This window comes from Nocardia asteroides, assembly GCF_021183625.1.
GTDB lineage: Bacteria > Actinomycetota > Actinomycetes > Mycobacteriales > Mycobacteriaceae > Nocardia > Nocardia asteroides_A.
Genome location: NZ_CP089214.1, coordinates 3,087,498 through 3,107,460 on the forward strand (window position 1 = coordinate 3,087,498; position 19,963 = coordinate 3,107,460).

21 protein-coding genes are annotated in these 19,963 nt (G+C 70.0%); 12 read left to right on the forward strand and 9 right to left on the reverse strand.

The window, feature by feature from the left end; all coding sequences use genetic code 11:
* Nucleotides 1-15: 15 nt before the first annotated feature.
* Genes LTT61_RS14940 through LTT61_RS14955 form a run of 4 tightly spaced genes read left to right on the forward strand, consistent with a single transcriptional unit; the run spans nt 16 to nt 2,185 of the window.
* Nucleotides 16-321, forward strand: coding sequence for a WXG100 family type VII secretion target (locus LTT61_RS14940; protein WP_233020560.1), 306 nt, complete (start codon nt 16-18; stop codon nt 319-321).
* A 1-nt stretch (nt 322) separates the two neighbouring features.
* Nucleotides 323-622 carry a WXG100 family type VII secretion target gene (locus LTT61_RS14945; RefSeq protein ID WP_233020561.1) on the forward strand — a complete coding sequence of 100 codons (300 nt, stop codon included), beginning with the start codon at nt 323-325 and terminating at the stop codon, nt 620-622.
* Between the two features lies 1 nt (nt 623).
* Entirely contained in the window at nt 624-1,871 is a 1,248-nt protein-coding gene (locus LTT61_RS14950) for a polymorphic toxin type 37 domain-containing protein (RefSeq protein WP_233020562.1), read from the forward strand.
* Between the two features lie 5 nt (nt 1,872-1,876).
* A complete protein-coding gene (locus LTT61_RS14955; RefSeq protein ID WP_233020563.1) occupies nt 1,877-2,185 on the forward strand; it encodes a hypothetical protein in 309 nt (102 codons plus the stop codon).
* 41 nt (nt 2,186-2,226) lie between these two features.
* On the opposite strand, the gene LTT61_RS14960 is transcribed toward LTT61_RS14955, so the two are convergent.
* On the reverse strand, nt 2,227-3,105 hold the full coding sequence (locus tag LTT61_RS14960) for a LysR family transcriptional regulator (RefSeq protein WP_233020564.1): 879 nt from the start codon (nt 3,103-3,105) through the stop codon (nt 2,227-2,229).
* Nucleotides 3,106-3,175: 70 nt separating this feature from the next.
* On the opposite strand from LTT61_RS14960, the gene dapA reads away from it, so the two are divergent.
* Nucleotides 3,176-4,075: a 4-hydroxy-tetrahydrodipicolinate synthase gene (gene dapA, locus LTT61_RS14965; protein WP_233020565.1), complete on the forward strand. Its 900-nt coding sequence runs from the start codon at nt 3,176-3,178 to the stop codon at nt 4,073-4,075.
* A gap of 28 nt (nt 4,076-4,103) precedes the next feature.
* On the opposite strand, the gene LTT61_RS14970 is transcribed toward dapA, so the two are convergent.
* The gene (locus LTT61_RS14970) at nt 4,104-4,769 is read right to left on the reverse strand and encodes a TetR/AcrR family transcriptional regulator (RefSeq protein WP_233020566.1); all 666 of its coding nucleotides are present in this window, start codon (nt 4,767-4,769) and stop codon (nt 4,104-4,106) included.
* A gap of 206 nt (nt 4,770-4,975) precedes the next feature.
* Between LTT61_RS14970 and LTT61_RS14975 the strand changes: the two genes are divergently transcribed.
* The 4 genes from LTT61_RS14975 (at nt 4,976) to LTT61_RS14990 (ending at nt 10,023) form a co-directional block, all read left to right on the forward strand.
* Nucleotides 4,976-6,490, forward strand: coding sequence for an amino acid permease (locus LTT61_RS14975; RefSeq protein WP_233020567.1), 1,515 nt, complete (start codon nt 4,976-4,978; stop codon nt 6,488-6,490).
* Nucleotides 6,491-6,665: 175 nt separating this feature from the next.
* On the forward strand, nt 6,666-7,418 hold the full coding sequence (locus LTT61_RS14980) for a DUF1989 domain-containing protein (RefSeq protein WP_233020568.1): 753 nt from the start codon (nt 6,666-6,668) through the stop codon (nt 7,416-7,418).
* A complete protein-coding gene (locus tag LTT61_RS14985; RefSeq protein WP_233020569.1) occupies nt 7,415-8,032 on the forward strand; it encodes an urea amidolyase associated protein UAAP2 in 618 nt (205 codons plus the stop codon). Before LTT61_RS14980 ends, LTT61_RS14985 begins: the two co-directional genes overlap by 4 nt.
* Nucleotides 8,029-10,023 carry a 5-oxoprolinase/urea amidolyase family protein gene (locus LTT61_RS14990; protein ID WP_233020570.1) on the forward strand — a complete coding sequence of 665 codons (1,995 nt, stop codon included), beginning with the start codon at nt 8,029-8,031 and terminating at the stop codon, nt 10,021-10,023. Before LTT61_RS14985 ends, LTT61_RS14990 begins: the two co-directional genes overlap by 4 nt.
* Before the next feature lie 4 nt (nt 10,024-10,027).
* Here LTT61_RS14990 and LTT61_RS14995 read toward each other — a convergent pair whose 3' ends face one another.
* The gene (locus LTT61_RS14995; protein WP_233020571.1) at nt 10,028-10,216 is read right to left on the reverse strand and encodes a hypothetical protein; all 189 of its coding nucleotides are present in this window, start codon (nt 10,214-10,216) and stop codon (nt 10,028-10,030) included.
* 425 nt (nt 10,217-10,641) lie between these two features.
* Here LTT61_RS14995 and LTT61_RS15000 point away from each other — a divergent pair, with 425 nt between their 5' ends.
* Both LTT61_RS15000 and LTT61_RS15005 read left to right on the forward strand, forming a co-directional pair.
* The gene (locus tag LTT61_RS15000; protein ID WP_233020572.1) at nt 10,642-12,069 is read left to right on the forward strand and encodes a helix-turn-helix domain-containing protein; all 1,428 of its coding nucleotides are present in this window, start codon (nt 10,642-10,644) and stop codon (nt 12,067-12,069) included.
* Nucleotides 12,066-12,974: a phosphotransferase family protein gene (locus LTT61_RS15005; protein WP_233020573.1), complete on the forward strand. Its 909-nt coding sequence runs from the start codon at nt 12,066-12,068 to the stop codon at nt 12,972-12,974. Before LTT61_RS15000 ends, LTT61_RS15005 begins: the two co-directional genes overlap by 4 nt.
* Nucleotides 12,975-12,978: 4 nt before the next feature.
* On the opposite strand, the gene LTT61_RS15010 is transcribed toward LTT61_RS15005, so the two are convergent.
* From LTT61_RS15010 to LTT61_RS15030, 5 genes are all read right to left on the reverse strand, one after another.
* Nucleotides 12,979-14,367, reverse strand: coding sequence for a glutamate decarboxylase (locus tag LTT61_RS15010; RefSeq protein ID WP_233020574.1), 1,389 nt, complete (start codon nt 14,365-14,367; stop codon nt 12,979-12,981).
* A gap of 77 nt (nt 14,368-14,444) precedes the next feature.
* Nucleotides 14,445-14,747, reverse strand: coding sequence for a CopG family ribbon-helix-helix protein (locus LTT61_RS15015; RefSeq protein WP_233020575.1), 303 nt, complete (start codon nt 14,745-14,747; stop codon nt 14,445-14,447).
* Nucleotides 14,744-15,067 (reverse strand): hypothetical protein, encoded by a 324-nt coding sequence (locus tag LTT61_RS15020; RefSeq protein WP_233020576.1) that lies wholly within the window; start codon nt 15,065-15,067, stop codon nt 14,744-14,746. The genes LTT61_RS15015 and LTT61_RS15020 overlap by 4 nt, the downstream gene beginning before the upstream one ends.
* Nucleotides 15,068-15,112: 45 nt before the next feature.
* On the reverse strand, nt 15,113-15,961 hold the full coding sequence (locus LTT61_RS15025; protein WP_233020577.1) for an SDR family NAD(P)-dependent oxidoreductase: 849 nt from the start codon (nt 15,959-15,961) through the stop codon (nt 15,113-15,115).
* Between the two features lie 15 nt (nt 15,962-15,976).
* Nucleotides 15,977-17,101 (reverse strand): MCE family protein, encoded by a 1,125-nt coding sequence (locus LTT61_RS15030; protein WP_233021023.1) that lies wholly within the window; start codon nt 17,099-17,101, stop codon nt 15,977-15,979.
* 198 nt (nt 17,102-17,299) lie between these two features.
* Between LTT61_RS15030 and LTT61_RS15035 the strand changes: the two genes are divergently transcribed.
* Nucleotides 17,300-18,652: a cytochrome P450 gene (locus LTT61_RS15035; protein WP_233020578.1), complete on the forward strand. Its 1,353-nt coding sequence runs from the start codon at nt 17,300-17,302 to the stop codon at nt 18,650-18,652.
* A gap of 62 nt (nt 18,653-18,714) precedes the next feature.
* Here LTT61_RS15035 and LTT61_RS15040 read toward each other — a convergent pair whose 3' ends face one another.
* The gene (locus LTT61_RS15040) at nt 18,715-19,941 is read right to left on the reverse strand and encodes a cytochrome P450 (protein ID WP_233020579.1); all 1,227 of its coding nucleotides are present in this window, start codon (nt 19,939-19,941) and stop codon (nt 18,715-18,717) included.
* Between the last annotated feature and the right edge of the window lie 22 nt (nt 19,942-19,963).

Sequence of the window (19,963 nt, forward strand, 5' to 3'; positions counted from 1 at the left end):
GCACCGGGAGGGGATATGACGAGTGATGCACCGCTGCGGGTGGTTCCGGAGGATGTCCAGGCGATCGGCCGGTACGCCGCCGATGTCGCCGAGCAGCTGAGATCGGGGGCGGGCTCGCTGGACGGCGAGGTCCAAGCGCTCTTCGGCACCTGGCAGGGCAGCGCCGCCGACGCGTACCGCACCGGCTGGGACGAGATGCGGGACGGCGTGCTGCAGACCTTCGACGCGCTCGGCGATCTGGCGGCGAAGCTGGGCGCGAGCGTCGCGGCCCAGCAGGAGCAGGAGACCTCGAGCTCCGCGACCCTGCTGAACGTGGACTGACATGTCCGACGAGTTCGCCTTCGACCTCGACCACATCGACCGGGTGACCGCGCGCGCCCGCGGCTTCCAGGAGTTCCTCGCCGGGCACCTCGACGAGCTTGACCGCCGGGTGCAGGAGCTGGTGCAGGCCGGGAAGTGGACCGGCGCGGCCGCGACGGCCTACGCCGAGGAGCACCGCGAGTGGCTCACCGCGACCAGGGAACTGCTGGACGGCCTTGCCCGGATGGAGGAGGCCGCGCGCGTGGCCCGCGATTCCTATGCCGAGGCGTCCGCGGTGAACCTGCGGATGACCGGGGGCTGAGATGGCCGCGGTCGCGCCGCACTCCTACTACACCGCCGCCGACGCCTGCTACCAGCTGTCGCGGGAGCTGCAGACGGCCTACAACCCGCTGCAGACGGTGCTGCTGGAGACCGGCGGCATGGCGGGCAGCTACCCGGCGGTGCTGGCCTGGTCCGCGAGCTACGACGAGCACGCCGCCGCCTTCACCCTCGCGGCCACCGATTTCGTCAACGCGCTCCAGCATTTCGCCGACATCCTCATCGCGTCCGGCTACAACTGGGAGTGCGCGAACTACGCCGCCAATCGGGATCCGAACAAGGGCATCGGCCCGGCCTGCCCGCGCACCATCCCCTCGGAGACGCCGTACGGGGTGAGCACCGTGACCGGCGTTGCGTCCTCCCGGAACAACGGCCCCGGGCTGGAGAGCGACTTCCCGGAGCTGTTCGACAAGGTGACCGCGCAGATCGCGGGCGGCGAGGTCCCGGACGGCGACACCGACAAGCTGGACCGCGCGGCCGTGGCGTGGAAGGCCTACGTCGACGACGACACCGTCTTCGCCGCGGAATCGCGGCTGCGGCTCATCGCCGACGGGCTGCAGCGGTTCGACGCACCCGATGTCCCCAACCTGATCGAACACCTCCGGACGCTCTCCACCAACGCCGGGCAGCTCCGGCTCGCCGCCGACGACCTGGCGAAATCGACGGCGAGCCACCACACCGCGCTCGTCGCGATGCGGGCGGAGATCAGCACGCAGATCGCGGCGACGCTCGTCGTGGCGTCCGTGCTCATCGCGGTGGCGCTCGTGGCTGTCCGGAATCCGCGGGCGCTCGCGGCCGAGGGGGTCGCCATCGACGTCACCGCGACCGCGATCGTCCGGATCGCGGGCACCTTCTTCGCCACCCTCGGTGGTATCCAGTTCGGCACGGCGACCCTGGCGACCGGTGCGCTCGCCACCATCACCGGGCTGACGATCCTCTCCATCGCCGGGGACGCCACGTTCAACGCGAATCGCAAGCCACCGGCCGACGCCTACGATCCGGACGGGGCCAAGGCGCCAGGAAAACCCGGAGACACCGAGGGGTTCGTGCCGCCCAAGGGCGGCGAGCAGTGGGTGCCGTCCCCCAACGGCAGGGGCTTCGGTTGGCTCGACGCCGATGGCAAGGTATGGGTTCCCACCGGCAAGGGTTCCACGGCCCACGGCGGCCCGCACTGGGATGTCCAGGACGGGAAGAGTTACGACAATGTCTATCCCGGCGGGAAGAGGCGATAACCGATATGGCCGATGTGGTACTCGAAGCTACAGGTGTTCTGTACTACTCGTACAACGACGAGGCGGCGTTCTTCGAATGGCTCGACAAGATCGGTTGTGTCGCGTCGTACCGCGGCGAGTCCCGGACGTTGCACATCACGCTCGAGTTCGGCACCGTCGATGAAGAGGACCTGCGCGACCTCGTCGCCATCTATCGGCGGTACGACATCGACCTGCGAGAACTGCGGGTGCTGAACGCGGACACGGTCGGGCCCTGGTTCAGCGACCCCGCTCGGTCCTGGCACGACGAGATCTTCGGAGCAGCGTCGCTCTGACCCGTTTCACCGAACTCCGCACCGGGTGCAGAGTGTCGGATTCATACCCCACCGCAGCGATCGGCGGCGCCACGGAGCGCGGTCCGGGCAGCAGCGACGGCGGGATGGCCGGCGGTCCCACGGCGATAGGCCAGGTGCGTGCGGCGCCGGATGGGAAGCGGGGTGAGTACCACACCCTCCGGCGCACCGGCGGTTCCGAGGTCGGGGACGAAGGCGACGCCCTGACCGGCGGCGACCAGGGCGAGCACCGCACCGAAATCATCGGCGTGGTGCCGGATACGCGGGGTGAACCCGGCCGCCTCACAGGCGCGCACGGTGAGCGCGTGGCACAGCGTGCCCGGCGTCCCGGCGATCCAGCCGGAATCACGATGGGCGGCGAGCGGCTCCGCGCTGCGGGCGGCCAGGTGGACGGTCTCCCGGAGCAGCGGTTCGGTCTCCAGGCCGGGGTCGGCGAGCACGGGGACGTAGTCGTACTCCTGGACCAGGGCGATATCGAGCCGCTCCCCGCGCAGCGCGTCCGGTACCGCGGCCGGGTCCAGTTCGGTGACCATGAGATCGAGTCCGGGGTGCGCGCTGCTCAGCGCCACGATGGCGGGGGTCAGGATGGCGGGCACGGCGGAGGGGAAGACGCCGATGCGCAGGGTGCCGGTGAGCGCCGTTGCCGCGGTGGCGAGTTCGGCGGCGGCCCGCTGCAGCGTCGCCAGGATCTCCTCGGTGCGCTCGACCAGCCCGCGCGCGGCGGGGGTCAGCGCGACCCGGCGGCCGGTGCGCTCCAGCAGCGGCACCCCCGTCTCCCGTTCCAACGCGCTGAGCTGCTGCGACACCGCCGACGGGGTGTAGTTCAGCGCGTCGGCCACGGCGGCGATGGTGCCGCGGTGCGCCAGTTCCCGGAGCAGCCGCAGCTTTCGGACATCGAGCATAAGCTGAGCTTAACCTCGACATCGCTAACCTGAACTGGACCTGACGACCGATCGGGGTGAAGGTCGAACCATGCTCCGCACCGGCCTGTACGTCCCGCTGATCACCCCGTTCACCGCCTCCGGCGAACTCGCACCCGACGCGCTGGCGGCACTCGCGCACGCCGTGCTCGCCGACGGCGCAGCCGGGCTGGTCGCGCTCGGCACCACCGCCGAAGCCGCGGCGCTCACGCCGGAGGAGCGCGGCACCGTCATCGAGATCTGCGCGGCTGCCTGCGCCCGGTACGGCGCACCGCTCGTCGCCGGCGCGGGCACGAACACCACCGCCGCCTCGATCGAGCAGCTCGCGGGGCTGGATCCGCGGATCAGCGCCGCGCTCACGGTGGTCCCCTACTACACCCGGCCGTCCGAAGACGGTGTGGTCGAGCACTTCCGGCTGCTCGCCGCCGCCTGCCCGGTGCCGCTGATCGTTTACAACATTCCGTACCGCACCGGCCGCGCGCTGAGCGCGGAGACGCTCGGCCGGATCGCCAGCATCCCGAACATCGCCGGTTTCAAGCACTCCACCGGCGGCATCGACGAGACCACCATCGCCTTCCTCGCCGACCTCCCCGCCGACGTCGCGGTCCTGGCGGGCGACGATCTCTTCACCGCACCGATGCTCGCCCTGGGCGCGAGCGGAGCCATCCTGGCCTGCGCCAATATCGCCGCCCGCCCGTACGCCGAGCTCATCGCCGCCTGGCGCGCGGGCTCGATCGAGCACGCGCGGCAACTCGGCCACCGCCTCGTCCCGCTCACCCGCGCACTCTTCACCGAGCCCAACCCGACCGTGCTCAAGGCCGTGCTCGCCGCCGAGGGCCGCATCCCGAGCCCGCACGTCCGCCTCCCCCTGCTCCCCGCGCGCCCGGAATCGACCGCCGCCGCGCTGGCCTGCGTGGAGCAGCTCGGCCTCGGACAGACTTCGCGGGGGTGAGCGGACCACCGTTCCGCGACAACGTCGCCTACCCGCGCGCGACAGCGAGCGATTCCAGGAGTGCCACGGCTTCGGCCCGCACGGCTCCCGCGGCCCCGAGCACGCGCAGGACCGCCTCCGGAATGGTGTGCTCCGCGTACTCCGGCGCGGCCCCCTCGTCGGAGCGGATATTGATCACCGTCTCCACCAGGCGGAAGGGAAGCACCTCCGAGCCGGGAACGGCGCGCGATCCCAGGTCGGCGAGGACGCGCCGGGCGAGCTCCTCGTAGTGCCCGCGCAGCTCGTCCCGGCGCAGCCGGAAGGCGGCGAACCGCTCGGTGCGCAGCTCGGGAAGCAGGTAGAGCGCGCCGAGATTCCAGCGCGCGGCACACAGCTGCCTGACATCGAAGAGCGCGAGCGCGTAGAGCCGCACGGCGGCGGGCACGGGCGAACCACCCAGCCCCTCGGCGAATTCCAGTGGCCCGGCGACGGTCTCGGCCAGCAGCGCGTCCAGGATGTCGTCCTTGGCGGCGAAGTGGTGGTAGAGCGAGGCCTGCCGGATGCCGACCGCGTCGGCGACCGCGCGGGTGGAGGTATTGGCGTAGCCCTTGGTGGTGAAGAGCTCGCCCGCGGCGTCCAGGATCTCGGCCCGCGGCGTCTGCCCGTGCCTGCGCCGCTGCTCGAGCCGCGGGCGCCCCGGTCCGAGGTTCGTCACGCAGCCATTCTGGCACTGCACCGGGGCAAACCCGTCTCGCACCACACTGACCTGCGCGGAGAGATTCCTGTCATCCGACAGAAACTCATGAAACGCAGACGTTACGGCGCTTGACCGGAGCGATACACAGCGGTCACCGGGAACGCGATCGGCGGGTCAAAACTGTCACTCGATAGATATTTCGGCCCGTCCCGAAGGAACCGATCATGGCCACCACTCTGGAACCCACCGCCCCCGGGAGTCCGCCGTCCGACACCCGCGACGGCGCCGACCTCGCGACGTTCGGCTACGAACCGGTGCTGCACCGCAAGCTGGGCCGGTACGCCTCGTTCGCGGCGGGCTTCTCGTTCGTCTCCATCCTCACCACGATCTTCCAGTTCTTCGCCTTCGGGTACTCGTTCGGCGGCGCCGCCTTCTTCTGGACCTGGCCGCTGGTCTTCGCCGGCCAGTTCCTGGTCGCGCTGAACTTCGCCGAGCTGGCCGCCCGCTACCCCATCTCGGGCTGTATCTACCAGTGGTCGCGGCGGCTGGCGGGCGAGGCGGTCGGCTGGTTCGCCGGCTGGCTGATGATCATCGCGCAGATCGTCACCGCGGCGGCCGCGGCGATCGCGCTGCAGGTGGTGCTGCCGAGCATCTGGAGCGGATTCCAGATCATCGGCACCGACACCGCGCTGACCTCGCACGACGGCGCCATGAACGCGGTGCTGCTCGGCAGCGCGCTGCTGGTGGTGACCACGGTGATCAACGTGATCGGCATCGACCTGATGGCCAGGATCAACTCGATCGGCGTGACCATCGAGATCGTCGGCGTGCTCGCGATCATCGGGCTCTTCTTCACCAGCGCGGAGCGCGGGCCGGATGTCGTCTTCGACACCTCGCAGGCGGTCGAGGGGCCGTACTGGATGGCCTTCCTGATCTCCGGGCTGATGGCGGCGTACGTGATGGTCGGCTTCGACTCGGCCGGTGAGCTCTCCGAGGAGACCAAGAACCCGCGCCGGGTCGCGCCGCGCACCATCCTCACCGCGCTCACCGCCTCGGCGCTCGGCGGCGGGCTCATCCTGGTCGGCGCGCTGATGGCGGCGCCGAGCCTGGACGACGGCGCGCTCGCCGAGGGCGGGCTGGCCTACGTGCTCACCGCCAAGCTGGACAGCCCGGCCGGAACGGTGCTGCTCGGCTGCGTAGCGGTGGCGATCATGGTGTGCACGCTGGCCGTGCAGACCGCCGGTTCGCGGCTGCTCTTCTCCATGGCGCGGGACGGCAAGCTGCCCTTCGCCAGGGCGCTCGCCGCGGTGCACCCGCGGTACGGCACCCCGGTGCTGCCCGCGATCGTGATCGGCGCCGTCGGCATCGCGCTGCTGGTGCTGAACCTGGGCAACTCGGCCATCTTCGCCACCCTCGCCAGCGTCGGCATCGCCACGCTCTACCTGGCCTACCTGCTGGTGACGACGCCGCTGCTGGTGCGCCGGTTCCGCGGGTGGCAGAGCGAGCCGGGGCTGTTCGGGCTCGGCCGCTTCGGGATTCCGGTCAACCTGCTCGCGGTGGCGTGGGGCATCGCCATGACGGTGAACCTGGCCTGGCCGCGGGCCGAGGTGTACACGCCGGAGGGCGGCTCCTGGTGGATGCTCTGGGCCGCACCGCTCTTCGTGCTGCTCGCCGTCGGCGTCGGCTTCGCGATCTACCGCACCGTGGCGGACAAGCCCGCCCCCGCCCTCGTCCCCTGATCCGCCGGGGCGGTGCCGATGCCGGTCGGCACCGCCCCGGGTGCGGCGGGGTGCTACCCGTCGAGGAGCCCACCAGCCGCCTGCGCCGCCGCCCCTCGCGGAGCAAGCAGCCGCCCGTCGCGGAGCAAGCAGCCGCTCGGTGCGAGCGCCGCACCTTTCACCTCCAGGAGTCCCGATGACAAGCACCGAATCCACCGCGGGCGCGCGGGAACACGCCCGTGCCCAGGCGGCCGCCGCCACGCTCGCCGAACCCGAACTGCCCGCGGGCGTCGATCCCGCGAAGGTCGTGCTCCGCGACCGCATCCCGGCGGGCGGCTACCTGACGAGAGTCCTTGCCCGCGGCACCCGCCTCCGCCTCACCGACCCCACCGGCACGGCCTGCGCGCACCTGCTGCTGCTGCGCGCCGAGGCCCCGTGGGAGCGGCTGAACGTCGCCGACACGCTCAAGGTCCCGTGGCAGGCGTACCTCGGCACCGGCCACCCGCTCCTCTCCGACCAGGGCCGACTCCTGGCCACGGTGCTCGCCGACACCTCGGGCCACCACGACGCGCTCTGCGGTCCGACGCCCGAGGTCCGCCACGCCCTGCGGCTCGGCGCGGCCAAGCACGGGCTCGCGCCCGCCGACGTCGGGCCGACGCTCTCCTTCTTCCGCGGGGTCCGGGTGGACGCCGACGGCGGCCTGGTCAGCACCGGCAGCGCGGCGCCCGGCGCCGCGCTCGACCTGCTGATCCAGCTGCCGGTCACCGTGCTGCTGGCGACCGGCGGCCACCCGCTGGACGAGCGCCCCGCCGCCGAGCTGGACGTGGTCGCCTGGGCCGCCCCGGAGGAGCTGACACTGCACCCCAATTCGGACCCGGAGTACCTGCGGGCCGTCGACAACACCGAGGCGGCCCTGACCGCTTCCCGCGACCAGGGGGTCCCGGCATGACCAGCACCGAAACGCTCGTCCTCGACGAGACCGTCGCCGCCTGTGCCCCCTGGTCCACCGTGGTGCGCGCGGGCGAGCAGCTGCGGATCATCGACCTGCACGGCAACCAGGCCGTCGACTGCCTGCTCTACTCCGCCGCCGACCCGGCGGGCGAGCGGTACAGCGCGCAGGCGACCGTGACCGCGCAGCGCAATATCTTCCTCACCACCGGCAGCGTGCTGCGCACCGACTCCGGCGCCGCGCTGATGACGGTGCTCGCCGACGAGGTCGGCAACCACGACACCCTCGCCGGCGCCTGCTCGCAGGAGTCGAACACGCTGCGCTACGGGCAGCACACCAGGCACCAGCACGCCTGCGTGGAGAACTTCCTCACCGAGGCGCTGAAGTGGGGGCTCGGCAAGCGCGACCTGGTCTCGAACATCAACTGGTTCATGAACGTCCCGGTGGAGCCGGACGGCACGCTCGGCATCGTGGACGGGCTCTCCGCGCCGGGCAAATCGGTGACGCTGCGCGCCGAGATCGACACCCTGGTGCTGGTCTCCAACTGCCCGCAGATCAACAACCCGTGCAACGGTTTCGACCCGACGCCGGTGCGCATGGTGGTGACCCGATGAGCGTTCTCACCGACTCCGTGCTCCTGCCGGACGACTTGGCGCAGGTCTCGACCGTTACCGTCGTGCGTCCCGGTCCGCTGAGCACGATCCAGGACTGGCCGGGCCGCACCGGGTACTGGCACGTCGGCGTCCCGCCGTCCGGTCCGATGGACGATCTCTCGTTCCGGCTCGGCAATCGCTCGGTCGGGAACCCGGAGGGCGCACCCGGCCTGGAGTGCACCCTGGCCGGACCGGCCCTGCGCTTCGACCGCGCCACCGCGATCTGCGTGACCGGCGCACCCGCCCCGGTCACCGTGAACGGCGAACCGGTCGCGCAGTGGCGCGCGGTGACGGTCCCGGCGGGCGGCACGCTCGAGGTCGGTGCGGTGACCGGCCCGGGGCTGCGGGTCTACGTGCTGATCGCGGGCGGCCTCGACCTACCCGAATACCTCGGCAGCACCGCCACCTTCACGCTCGGCAAGTTCGGCGGCAGCACCGGCGGAATCCTCCGCGAGGGCGAGACGCTGCCGCTCGGCGAGCCGGTCGACGCGGCCACCGGCGCGGTGCCGATGGAGCACCAGCCCGCGCTCACCCGGCACTGGCAGCTGGCCGTCACCGAGGGCCCGCACGGCGCCCCCGAGTTCTTCACCCGCGCCGATATCGACACCCTCTACGCGACCCCCTACGAGGTACACTTCAACTCCGACCGCACCGGCGTCCGGCTGATCGGCCCGAAACCGGCCTGGGCCCGCCCGGACGGCGGCGAGGCCGGGCTGCACCCGTCCAATATCCACGACACCCCGTACTCCGTCGGCGCGCTGGACTTCACCGGCGACACCCCCATCCTGCTCGGCCCGGACGGGCCGAGCCTCGGCGGATTCGTCTGCCCGGTCACGGTGACCGCCGCCGACCGCTGGAAGCTCGGCCAGCTCGCCCCCGGCGACACCGTGCGCTTCGTCCCCGTGCGCGGCGCCACCACAGCGCCGCTCCACGAGTTGGGCCGGGAACGCCGTGCGGGCTTCCCGATCGTGCTCAGCCCCGGCGGCGACGGTGACGACGGGATACTGCGCCGCGGCCACGTCGACGCCGAGACCTCGGTGACCTACCGGCGCGCGGGCGACGACGGCGTCCTCGTCGAATACGGCGAGATGACCCTCGACCTCGCGCTCCGCGCCCGGGTACACGCCCTCCACGAGCACCTGAACACCGACCGCCCGCGCGGCATCACCGAACTCACCCCCGGCATCCGCTCGCTACAGATCCGCACCGACCCCGCGGTGCTCCCGGTGCCACGGCTGCTCGACCTGCTCGCCGAGGCGGAGACCGCCATCCCCGCCGCGAGCGACCTGATCGTTCCCAGCCGGACCGTGCACCTCCCGCTCTCCTGGGACGACCCCGCCACCCGCGAGGCCATCACCCGCTACATGCACGGCGTCCGCGCCGACGCGCCCTGGTGCCCGTGGAACATCGAGTTCATCCGCCGCGTGAACGGACTGGACTCGGTGCAGGAGGTCTACGACACCGTCTTCGACGCCGAGTACCTGGTACTCGGGCTCGGCGACGTCTACCTCGGCGCCCCCGTCGCCACCCCCACCGACCCCAGGCACCGCCTGGTCACCACCAAGTACAACCCCGCCCGCACCTGGACCCCGGAGAACGCCGTCGGCATCGGCGGCGCCTACATGTGCATCTACGGCATGGAAGGGCCGGGTGGGTACCAGTTCGTCGGCCGCACCACCCAGGTGTGGAACCACCGCGCCACCGGTGCGGACGACCCCTGGATGCTGCGCTTCTTCGACCGGATCCGCTGGTACCCGGTCGAAGCGGACGAACTGCTCGACTTGCGCGCCGACTTCACGGGGGAGGTGCGCACCGAGGACGGTTCCTTCTCGCTCGCGGAGTACCGAGGGTTCCTGGATGCCGAGGCGGATTCCATCGCGGAGTTCCGGGGTCGGCAGGCAGAAGCATTCGGCGCCGAGCGGGAGTCGTGGCGGCGGGCGGGTGAGCTGTAGGGCTTCACGGAAGGTACAGCCTCTCGTTCGGCAGGCGCCGAAGCCGGGCATCCGAGTCGTCGGGCGATGTCGATGCTTCGACATCGCTTCGCTCGGCGACCTCGGCGGCGAAAGCGGTCGCGGCTGTGACGCAGGCCCGGTAGTCGAATCGAACGCTGCCGCGCTCGGTATGGATCGTCACCGAGACCAGCACATCCGGCTCCTGCGGTGCCGGTGAAGGTAGGTCACTCACCGAGACGGATTCCTCCATGAAACAGCGGAACAGGTGGCGGTACCCGGCACCGGGGGCGTTTCGCCACCGGCCTGCCACTCTGGCGGGCTGGTGCGCCGGGCGGGCATTCCGGGCGTCAGCCCGGTACCGGGTACCGGCTGCAACGGTTGCGGACGTGGCCACAAATCCCAACGCCCGAGAGGGATAGCCTCATTGGGGCTTGACCGCCGGTTCTCCAGCCGAAGTTCGATCACCCCTGCTGAGGTGGCCTAAGCTGGCGAATGCGCGAAACCGCTCGATCACGCAGCGGCCGCAGCAGGGGGTTCGGTGCCGACCGGCAACAGGAAAGAGCTTGCGTCGTGACGGGGATTGCGAGCTGCACCATATGTGGGGAAAAGAGGCCGGTAGTGACCCGCGGCCCGCTGTGTTCGTCGTGTATGCGGTCGGTCGGGTTGAATGAGCCCATTCCGCCGGAGTTCTTCGAACGGGCGAATATCCGGAAGGCTCTGGAAATCTACGACTTCGGCTCTGTCTTCACAGCGGTTCGTGACCGCACGGGGTTGAGCCAGACCCAGCTCGGCATGCTCCTGGAGCTGAGCCAGTCGCGGATATCGGCCGTCGAGCGAGGCGAACGCCGCATAGGGCATGTGCGAGTTGTGGCGCGGGTGGCTTCCCGCCTGGGTATCCCGCCACAGCTCCTTGGCTTTCCCCGCCACGCGGGAGCCGGCCTGACGACCAGGGAGGTGAACTGGGTGGACCGACGCGATTTCCTCCTCTTGGTCACCGCCGCCACACTCGGCTCCAACCTGCATCCTGAACTGACTCGGCTGGGCAACCTGCTACCGAGCCATTCGAGCCCCATTGTCCGAACCCGTCTCGGCCCAGCCGATATCGAAGCGATCGAGGCGATCAGCAGCGGATTTCGGCGCTGGGACATGGCGAACGGCGGCGGTCTGTGCCAAACCGCCGCTTTGGCGCAGGTACACCGGATTCGGGCGCTCGAGAACGCGGCGCGCAGTGAGAATCTGCGCACGCGATATTGGATCGCCGCGGCCGAACTCGCGGCGACCGCCGCCTGGCTCGCCTATGACGTCGAAGATCACGGAACGGCTCGCAAACTCTGGGCATACGCACTCGATGCCACTCGCAAGGGGGCGGAGCATCCGCGCAGCACCGATCTGGCGGTAACCATCCTGCTGGACATGGCCCACCAGTCGCTGCACCTGTGGCGGTCCGAAATGCGAGAAAATCGGCGACAGGAGGCGCTGGCCTTCGCCCAGCTCGCATCGGCGACCTCCAGTAATCGGAAGTATCCCGTCAGTACGATGACCGCCGGCTACATCTCGGCCGTCACGGCGTGGTGCTGGGCTGCGCTGGGACAGGGCGAACCGATGCGGCGCGCGATCGGAACCGCACAGGATCACTACGGAGCCGCGAACGCCGACAACACCCCGCCCTGGGCGTCGTCGGTCACCGCCGCTGAACTCACCGCACAGCAGGGACACGCCTACTACCTGCTGTCACTGACAGATGCGGCAGTCGCACCGATCGCAGTCGAGCAACTTGCCGAGGCGATCGACGGCCACGTCATAGAGCACGCGCGAAGCCGAGCCATCGCACTGCCGACCTTGGCGGGCGCTCATCTCCAGGCGGGCAACTACGATACCGCCGCGAAGACCACCACCGACGCGATCAACGCGGTCACTTCGACGTCCTCTGCCCGCTGCTACACGCGGCTACGCGATCTCGACCGTGTCGCGGCCCGGCACGACCGCGAGCCGATCGTCGCCGAACTGCGCGAAGAAATCCGGGTAGCCGCTCCGGCCACAATATGAGCGTCGATGCCGGACTCCCCGGAGCCGATGCGCTGACAGCGCTCTGCACGGCGTTCGGTGTTTCCGATGAGGAGGCTCAACTACTCCACCATCGGTCGAACGCCGTGTACCTGCTGCCCGCCGCGCACGGCGGGCCGGTGATCGCCCGGCTCGCACCCGACACCGAATTGCGCAGGGCGCGCGCCGGTGCCGGAATCGCGGTTACCCGATGGTTGAACCAGCGGGGTAGTGATGCGATAGCGCTACGCCCGCTCTCCGGTGCGCAGCCGGTTTTCGGGAACGGGGCCGTCGCCACCTTCTGGCCATATCGCCCATCGCCGACAGCAGCTACGTTGAGTGACGTCGCGATCCTGCTGCGCCGACTCCACGACCAGCCGATCCCGCCATTTCCGCTGCCGCGATACCGCCCGCTGCACCGGCTCCGCGAGGCGCTCGCGCTCGACGCCTCCCGTCGGCGTCCAGCTCTCGGCCACGATGACCACATGTGGCTCACCGATCGCGCCGGAGAACTGGTCGCTGCTTACGCCGCTGCCAGATTTCCCCTGGGAGATGGCTTGGTCCATGCCGATGCCCACACGGAGAATGTCGTCTCGACCGAGCACGGCTTCGTACTGATCGACTGGGACGGCTGCTGCATCGGCCCCAGAGAGCTGGATCTGATCAGCGCTCTGCCGGATCACTTCCACGCACCGGAAGACGACCGACACCGGTTTCTCGACGTCTACGGCTATGACCTGCTGGCCTGGCCCCAGTGGCCGCTTCTTCGAGACATTGCCGAAATGCACTCATTGGGAGCGTATATCCGCCTCGCACCGGACAAGCCGCGAGCGGCCGAGCAGCTTGCGGTACGGCTCGCATCCCTTCGCACCGGCGACCGGCGAATCCGTTGGTCCGCGATCTCCTGAAGCGTCAGGTGTGCGCGAAACCGGCGGTGTCGTGCTGCGGCCGCTCCTGGGCGCGCAGCCGCGGCATGACCTCCTCGAGAGCACCGAGCAGCAACCCCGCGAGGTCGTGGGTGAAACCGTTGCGCACGACGATGCGCAGCGCCGCGAGATCTTCGCGGTCGGCCGGGAAGGTGTAGGCGGGGACCAGCCAGCCGTGTTCGCGCAGCGCCGCGGAGACGTCGAAGACCGAGTAGCCGGTCTCGCCGTCGGCCAGGGTGAAGGCGAAGACCGGGAGTTCGCTGCCGTCGGTGAGCAGGCGGAACGGGCCGAGCGCGGCGATCCGCTCGGCCAGCCCGGTGGCGACCTCGCGGCAGTACCGCTGGATGCGGGTGTAGCCGCCGCGGCCGAGCCGCAGGAAGGTGTAGTACTGGGCCACCACCTGGGCGCCGGGGCGGGAGAAGTTGAGCGCGAAGGTCGGCATCTCGCCGCCGAGGTAGTTGACCCGGAAGATGAGGTCGTCCGGGAGCGCGGGGGTGTCGCGCCAGAGCACCCAGCCGACGCCCGGGTAGACCAGGCCGTACTTGTGGCCGGAGGTATTGATCGAGGCGACGCGCGGGAGGCGGAAGTCCCACGCCAGGTCCGGGTCGCAGAACGGGGCGATCATCGCGCCGGAGGCGCCGTCCACGTGTACCGGGATGTCCCAGCCCTTGTCCTGCTCCAGCTGGTCGAGCGCGGCGCAGACCTCGGCGACCGGCTCGTAGCTGCCGTCGAAGGTGGAGCCGAGGATGGCGACGACGCCGATGGTGTTCTCGTCGCAGTACGGGAGCGCGGCCTCGGCGGTGAGGTGGAAGCGGTCGCCTTCCATCGGCACCAGGCGGGGCTCGACATCCCAGTAGTTGGCGAACTTGTCCCAGCAGACCTGGACATTGCCGCCCATCACCAGGTTCGGCCGGTCGGTCGAGAGCCCGGCCGCCCGCCGCGCCTGCTGCCAGCGGCGCTTCAAGGCCAGCCCGGCGAGCATGCACGCTTCGCTCGACCCGGTCGTGGAGCAGCCGGGCGCCGTCGCCGGGTCCGGGGCATTCCACAGGTCGGCGAGCATGTGCACGCAGCGCTGCTCCAGCTCCGCGGTGCGCGGGTACTCGTCCTTGTCGATCATGTTCTTGTCGAAGCACTCGCGCATGAGCTGCTCCGCGGCCGGCTCCATCCAGGTGGTCACGAAGGTCGCCAGGTTGAGCCGGGCATTGCCGTCCAGCATGAGCTCGTCGTGCACCACCTGGTACGCGACCTCGCAGTCCAGCTCCCCCTCCGGCATCCGATCCCGCGGCACGGTGATCGGTTCCCTCGTGAACACCGGGTTGATCGCCACCTCCGCCGGGCGGTGCGGGTGCGGGTCGGACGGGTGCGACAGCGGCATAGCGGCTCCTGCCTCTCGGCCGGGCGATCCGGTGGGCCCAGCGTATCGGCAGGTCGGCGGCGTCCTCCGCATCCGCGCTACCCGGCGTGCCGGTCCAGGTACTCGGCGACCGCTTTGCGAATGACCTCGCTCTGCGAAACGGCTTCGCGTTCCGCGCGGGCGGCGAGGCGTTCCCGGAGGGCCGTCGGCAGGCGGACCGACTGGCCCGGTGTCTTCCCCGGCCTTACGCCTGACGGCCTGCCCTTGCGCAGGACCGTGAGGTCGACTTCCACCGGGCCGAGTACCTCCGTGTCACGGACAGGGTTCGCGGCGTAGTCGTCGGCCATGCGTTCGTAGTCGTCGGCGCTCAACCGCCGATCCGGGGCATCATCCTTGCTCATGCGCGGCCCCTCCTCTCCTTGCGTTGCGGGGCGAAATCGCGGTCCGCTTCCGCGAGCAGGGCGCCGAGGCGCGTCTGCTCGACCAGTTCTCGTCGCAGCATCATCGCGTGGAAGACGATCCACTCTCCAGGATCCGCCAGGTCCGCGATGACCTCTATCAAGGGCTCGTCCTCATCGAACTTGCCGATGAACAGGTGCGGCACCGCGCCGGGCAGACGCGGAGTCAACCTCGTACGCAGTACCGGATAGAAAACAACGGCGCGAATCTCCTCCCCTGTGATGCCGTGACGGGTGGCGCTCGCAAGAACGGTGAGTCGCACGCGATAAGTGTATTACATTTCTGGTACGCATCACCGCCAGAGCGGTCAGCGGACTTTCCGCTCCAGCTCGTCCAGGCTCCACGGTGGCTCGCCGTTGTGGTCGCGGTAGGCGACGAGGCTGGGGGTCGGGCGGTCGAAGCGGCCGACGAAATTGCCTGCGGCGATGAAGATCTGGCCGGTGATGTCCTTGGCTCGGTCGGTCGCGAGGTAGAGGTAGAGCTGGGCTGCGTACTCGGGGGGTGGGGCGTCGAGGGCGCCCCGGGTGGAGAGCTCGTCGAGCATTCCGCGCTGGTTGAGGTCGTGGATTTTGGCTTCGTAGAAATCGCCGGTGGAGAGGCGGGTGCGGGCGCCGGGGCACACCACATTCGCGCGGATGCCGTGCTCGCGGAGTTCGGCGGCGATGGCGAGGGTCAGGCTGGTCACCGCGCCTTTTCCGGCCGCGTAGCCGGTGCCGCCGTAGTCGCCGAGGTAGGCGAAGGAGCTGGTGTTGACGATGGTGCCGCGGCCCTGCTCGACCATCAGCGGGGCGGCGGCGCGGCAGGTGGTGAAGACGGTTTCCAGGTGGGAGTCGAGGAGGGTGCGCCACTCCTCGGGGCGCACGGTGAGGATCGATGACCCGTCCGGCTCCGCGATGCCCGCGCAGTTGACCAGCACGTCGACGGCACCGAACTTGGCGGCGCAGGTGCCGATCAGCTGATCCGCCACGGCGGGGTCGGCGGCCGAGCCGGGGACGCCGAGAACGCCGAGCTCGGCCGAAACGCGGGCAACTACAGCGGGGTCGCGGCCATTCACCACCACCCCGGCCCCCTCCGCGGCCAGCGCGGCGGCGACGGCGCGGCCGATCCCGCTGGTACCGCCGACGACTACGGCACCGCGGCCGGTCAACTCAGCCATGTATCTCCTCAGAATTCAGACGCCGGGCATACCGGCGAAGAGCAGGCGGAATACCGACGGCAGGTTGGGGATGACCTGCGTGGATGGCACGAAAGGCGGGCCCTCGTTGGTGTCGGTGACGATGTAGTCGGCGTGGCTGTTCGGCACCCGGTCCAGCACGCCGCTGCAGTTGGGGCCGCCGGTGGCGTTCACCTTCGGCAGGTCCTGCGGGTACTTGTAGGCGGGGGCGCCGTACATGAAGCTGGCGAAGAACGAGGCGCCCGGCTTGTTGCCGCCGAAGAGCGACTCGGCCAGCGGCATAGCGTTGTTGATCCCGACCACCAGGCAGTACAGCACCGGCTTGTACTCGAGGAGCAGTTCGGCGGTGGGGCGGAGCAGGGCGAGCGACTCGGTCAGCGCCTGCTCGTTCTCGCCGAGCACCGCGGTGCCGGTGTCGGACAACCCGATCAGCCCGAGCAGCATGGCGTCGACGTCCTGCGAGCGCTCCGCGATGGTGCCCGCGGTGACGGTGGTGTTGTCGACGGTGCGCAGCAGGTCGGGCGCGGTATCGGCGTAGAGATCGGTCACCTGGGCGGTGGCGGCGAGGTCGCGCTCCAGCGCGGGCAGGCTGGGGTTCAGCTCGGCGAGGTAGGCGTCGGAGCGGCTGAGCAGGTCGCCGAGTTTGGCGCCGCGCCCGTCCAGCGCCTGGCCGATGGCGCTCAGGGTGGCATTGAGCTTGGCCGGTTCGACGGCGGCGAGCAGCCTGCTCAGCCGCTGGAAGAGGGTGTCGAACTCCACCGTCACGGCGGCGGCGCGCAGCAGGGTGCCCGGGCGCATGGCGGTCGGCGCGGGGTCGGAGGGGATGACGAAGTTCACGTACTTGGCGCCGAACACGGTGGTCGAGCGGATGTCGACGGTGGCATTGCTCGGCACCAGCTGCAGCCGCTCCGGATCCACCCGCAGCTCCAGCCGCGCGGTGTCGCCGCTCGACTCGACCGAGGCCACCGAGCCGATCTCCACCCCGCGCACCCGGACCTTGGCGTCCGGATCGAGCACCAGCCCGCTGCGCGGCGCCTCGACGGTGAGCGCGACGGTGTCGGTGAACCGCCCGGCGAACAGCGCCAGCGAGACCCCGGCCACGGCTAGTAGGAGGGCGACCATCGCCAGCGCCGCCACCTTGTAGCGGATGAGCGACCAGAACACAGCAGCCTGCGTTTTTGCCGACGCTTCATTGCGTTTCTGCACGGTTCACCTCTCGCCGGACGAGCGCTTTCTTCCTTGCTTGGCCAGGTCGGTCGTAGTACTGTCCAGACAGGTGTCCATCATATGTCTGGACAGCAACCTGGGGAAGGATTTCCGATGAGTCCGGTGAAACCGCGACGGGTCTCCGGTGGCGAGCACGAGCACGGCCATCTCGAGGAGTTCCGCACCGACCCGATCGCCCTGATGAAGCGCATCCGCTCCGAGTGCGGCGACGTCGGCTCGTTCCGGCTGGCGGACAAGAAGGTGCTGCTGCTCACCGGCGCGGAGGCCAACGAGTTCTTCTTCCGCGCCGCCGACGAGGACCTGGACCAGGCCGCGGCCTACCCGTTCATGAAGCCGATCTTCGGCGAGGGCGTGGTCTTCGACGCCAGCCCGGAGCGGCGCAAGGAGATGCTGCACAACTCCGCGCTGCGCGCCGACCAGATGCGCGGCCACGCCGCGACCATCGAGCGCGAGGTCGAGCGGATGCTGGCGAGCTGGGGCGACGAGGGCGAGATCGACCTGCTCGAGTTCTTCGCCGAGCTGACCATCTACACCTCGTCGGCCTGTCTGATCGGCACCAAGTTCCGCGAGGAGCTGGATATCCGGTTCGCCAAGCTCTACCACGAGCTGGAGCGCGGCACCGACGCGCTGGCCTACGTCGACCCGTACCTGCCGATCGAGAGCTTCCGCATCCGCGACGAGTCGCGCGCCGCGCTGGTCGACCTGGTGCAGGGGATCATGGATCAGCGGCGGGCGAACCCGGCGGCGGGCAAGGAGGACCGGGACCTGCTCGACGTGCTGATCTCGGTCCCGGATGACGACGGCACCCCGCGCTTCGACGCCGGCGTGATCACCGGCATCTTCATCTCGATGATGTTCGCCGGGCACCACACCACCTCGGGGACAGCGGCCTGGTCGGTGATCGAGCTGCTCCGGCACCCGGAGGTGCTCTCCGGCGTGGTGAAGGAGCTGGACGAGCTGTATGCCGACGGGTCGGCGGTGAGCTTCAACGCGCTGCGCCAGATCCCGAACCTGGAGGCGGTGCTCAAGGAGACGCTGCGGCTGCACCCGCCGCTGATCATCCTGATGCGGGTCGCGCGCGACGCCTTCGAGGTCTGCGGCACCGAGATCACCGCGGGCGACCTGGTGGCGGCCTCCCCGGCCATCTCGAACCGGCTGCCGGAGGACTTCCCGAACCCGGACTCCTTCGACCCCGGCCGCTACATCGACCCGAACCAGGAGGACCTGGTCAATCGCTGGACCTGGATCCCGTTCGGCGCGGGCAGGCACCGCTGCGTGGGAGCGGCGTTCGCGCTCATGCAGCTCAAGGCGATCTTCTCGGTACTGCTGCGGGACTGGGAGTTCGAGATGACGCAGCCCTCGGAGAGCTACCGCAACGACCACAGCAAGATGGTGGTGCAGCTGGCCCAGCCGTGCCGGGTGCGCTACCGGCGCAGGCAGCGCTGAGAACAGGCGGGGCCCGCCGCGCGCGTGACGCGTGGCGGGCCCCGTCTCGTTCCGGTTCGAGTTCACTCGAAGGCGACCTGCCAGCTCTTGATGCCGTTGATCCAGCCGTTGCGCAGCCGCACCGGCTCGCTCACCTCGCGCACGTGCGGCATGACGTCCGCGATCGCATTGAACATCAGATCGATCTCCAGCCGGGCCAGATTGGCGCCGACGCAATAGTGCGTTCCGGTGCCGCCGAAGCCGACGTGCGGATTGGGGTCGCGGCCCACGTCGAAGGTGAACGGCTCGTCGAAGCCGTCCTCGTCGAAGTTGGCCGAGCCGTAGAAGAGCCCGATCCGCTCCCCCTCCTTGATCTGCTGGCCGCCGAGCTCCAGGTCCTGGGTGGCGGTGCGCTGGAAGACGGTGACCGGGGTGGCCCAGCGGACGATCTCGTCCGGCGCGGTCTTGGGCCGCTCGGCCTTGTACCGCTCCCACTGCTCCGGGTGGTCGACGAAAGCCTTCATGCCGTGCGTGATGGCGTTGCGGGTGGTCTCGTTGCCCGCGACGGCGAGCAGGATGACGAAGAAGCCGAATTCGTCCGAGGCCAGCCCCTCGCCGTCGATATCGGCCTGAATCAGCTCGGAGACGATGTCCTGCGCCGGGCTGGCGCGGCGCTGCTCGGCCATGTTCCAGGCGTAGCCGAGGATCTCGGCGGAGGCGACGGTCGGGTCGCCGTACTCCGGGTCGTCGTAGTTGAGCATGGCGTTGGACCAGTCGAAGACCTTCCTGCGGTCCTCCTGCGGCACGCCGAGCAGCTCGGCGATGGCCTGTAGCGGCAGCTCCACCGCGACCTGCTCGACGAAGTCGCCGCCGCCGCTCTTCTTGGCGGCGTGCACGATCCGATCGGCGCGCTCGGCCAGCGCCGCGCGCAGGCTCTCCACCGCGCGCGGGGTGAAGCCCTTGGAGATGATCCGGCGGATCTTGGAGTGCTTGGGCGGGTCCATGTTCACCAGCAGCGCGCTGGTCAGCTCCATCTGGTCGATGGTGATGTCGCCGGGGAGCCGGATGATCGAGCCCTTGCGCTGCGAGGAGTACAGCTCGGGGTGGCGCGAGATCTCCTTGATGTCGGCCAGCTTGCTGACCACCCAGTAGCCGCCGTCGAAGAAGCCGCCCGAGTTCTCGTCGGCCTGCGGGTTCCACCACACCGGCGCGGTGCGCCGCAGCATCGCGAACTCCTCGACCGGGCGGCGGCTCTCCCACAGCGCGGGATCGGTGAAGTCGAAGCCGGTGGGCAACGAGGGTGCGGACATCTCTACCTCCTGGGGATACGTG

Excerpts from the sequence above, each read along its gene's own strand:
- LTT61_RS14940 (WP_233020560.1), top strand. The coding sequence starts at position 16 with ATGACGAGTGATGCACCGCTGCGGGTGGTTCCGGAGGATGTCCAGGCG.
- LTT61_RS14945 (WP_233020561.1), top strand. The coding sequence starts at position 323 with ATGTCCGACGAGTTCGCCTTCGACCTCGACCACATCGACCGGGTGACC.
- LTT61_RS14950 (WP_233020562.1), top strand. The coding sequence starts at position 624 with ATGGCCGCGGTCGCGCCGCACTCCTACTACACCGCCGCCGACGCCTGC.
- LTT61_RS14955 (WP_233020563.1), top strand. The coding sequence starts at position 1,877 with ATGGCCGATGTGGTACTCGAAGCTACAGGTGTTCTGTACTACTCGTAC.
- LTT61_RS14960 (WP_233020564.1), bottom strand. The coding sequence starts at position 3,105 with ATGCTCGATGTCCGAAAGCTGCGGCTGCTCCGGGAACTGGCGCACCGC.
- dapA (WP_233020565.1), top strand. The coding sequence starts at position 3,176 with ATGCTCCGCACCGGCCTGTACGTCCCGCTGATCACCCCGTTCACCGCC.
- LTT61_RS14975 (WP_233020567.1), top strand. The coding sequence starts at position 4,976 with ATGGCCACCACTCTGGAACCCACCGCCCCCGGGAGTCCGCCGTCCGAC.
- LTT61_RS14980 (WP_233020568.1), top strand. The coding sequence starts at position 6,666 with ATGACAAGCACCGAATCCACCGCGGGCGCGCGGGAACACGCCCGTGCC.
- LTT61_RS14985 (WP_233020569.1), top strand. The coding sequence starts at position 7,415 with ATGACCAGCACCGAAACGCTCGTCCTCGACGAGACCGTCGCCGCCTGT.
- LTT61_RS14990 (WP_233020570.1), top strand. The coding sequence starts at position 8,029 with ATGAGCGTTCTCACCGACTCCGTGCTCCTGCCGGACGACTTGGCGCAG.
- LTT61_RS15005 (WP_233020573.1), top strand. The coding sequence starts at position 12,066 with ATGAGCGTCGATGCCGGACTCCCCGGAGCCGATGCGCTGACAGCGCTC.
- LTT61_RS15010 (WP_233020574.1), bottom strand. The coding sequence starts at position 14,367 with ATGCCGCTGTCGCACCCGTCCGACCCGCACCCGCACCGCCCGGCGGAG.
- LTT61_RS15015 (WP_233020575.1), bottom strand. The coding sequence starts at position 14,747 with ATGAGCAAGGATGATGCCCCGGATCGGCGGTTGAGCGCCGACGACTAC.
- LTT61_RS15025 (WP_233020577.1), bottom strand. The coding sequence starts at position 15,961 with ATGGCTGAGTTGACCGGCCGCGGTGCCGTAGTCGTCGGCGGTACCAGC.
- LTT61_RS15030 (WP_233021023.1), bottom strand. The coding sequence starts at position 17,101 with ATGGTCGCCCTCCTACTAGCCGTGGCCGGGGTCTCGCTGGCGCTGTTC.
- LTT61_RS15035 (WP_233020578.1), top strand. The coding sequence starts at position 17,300 with ATGAGTCCGGTGAAACCGCGACGGGTCTCCGGTGGCGAGCACGAGCAC.
- LTT61_RS15040 (WP_233020579.1), bottom strand. The coding sequence starts at position 19,941 with ATGTCCGCACCCTCGTTGCCCACCGGCTTCGACTTCACCGATCCCGCG.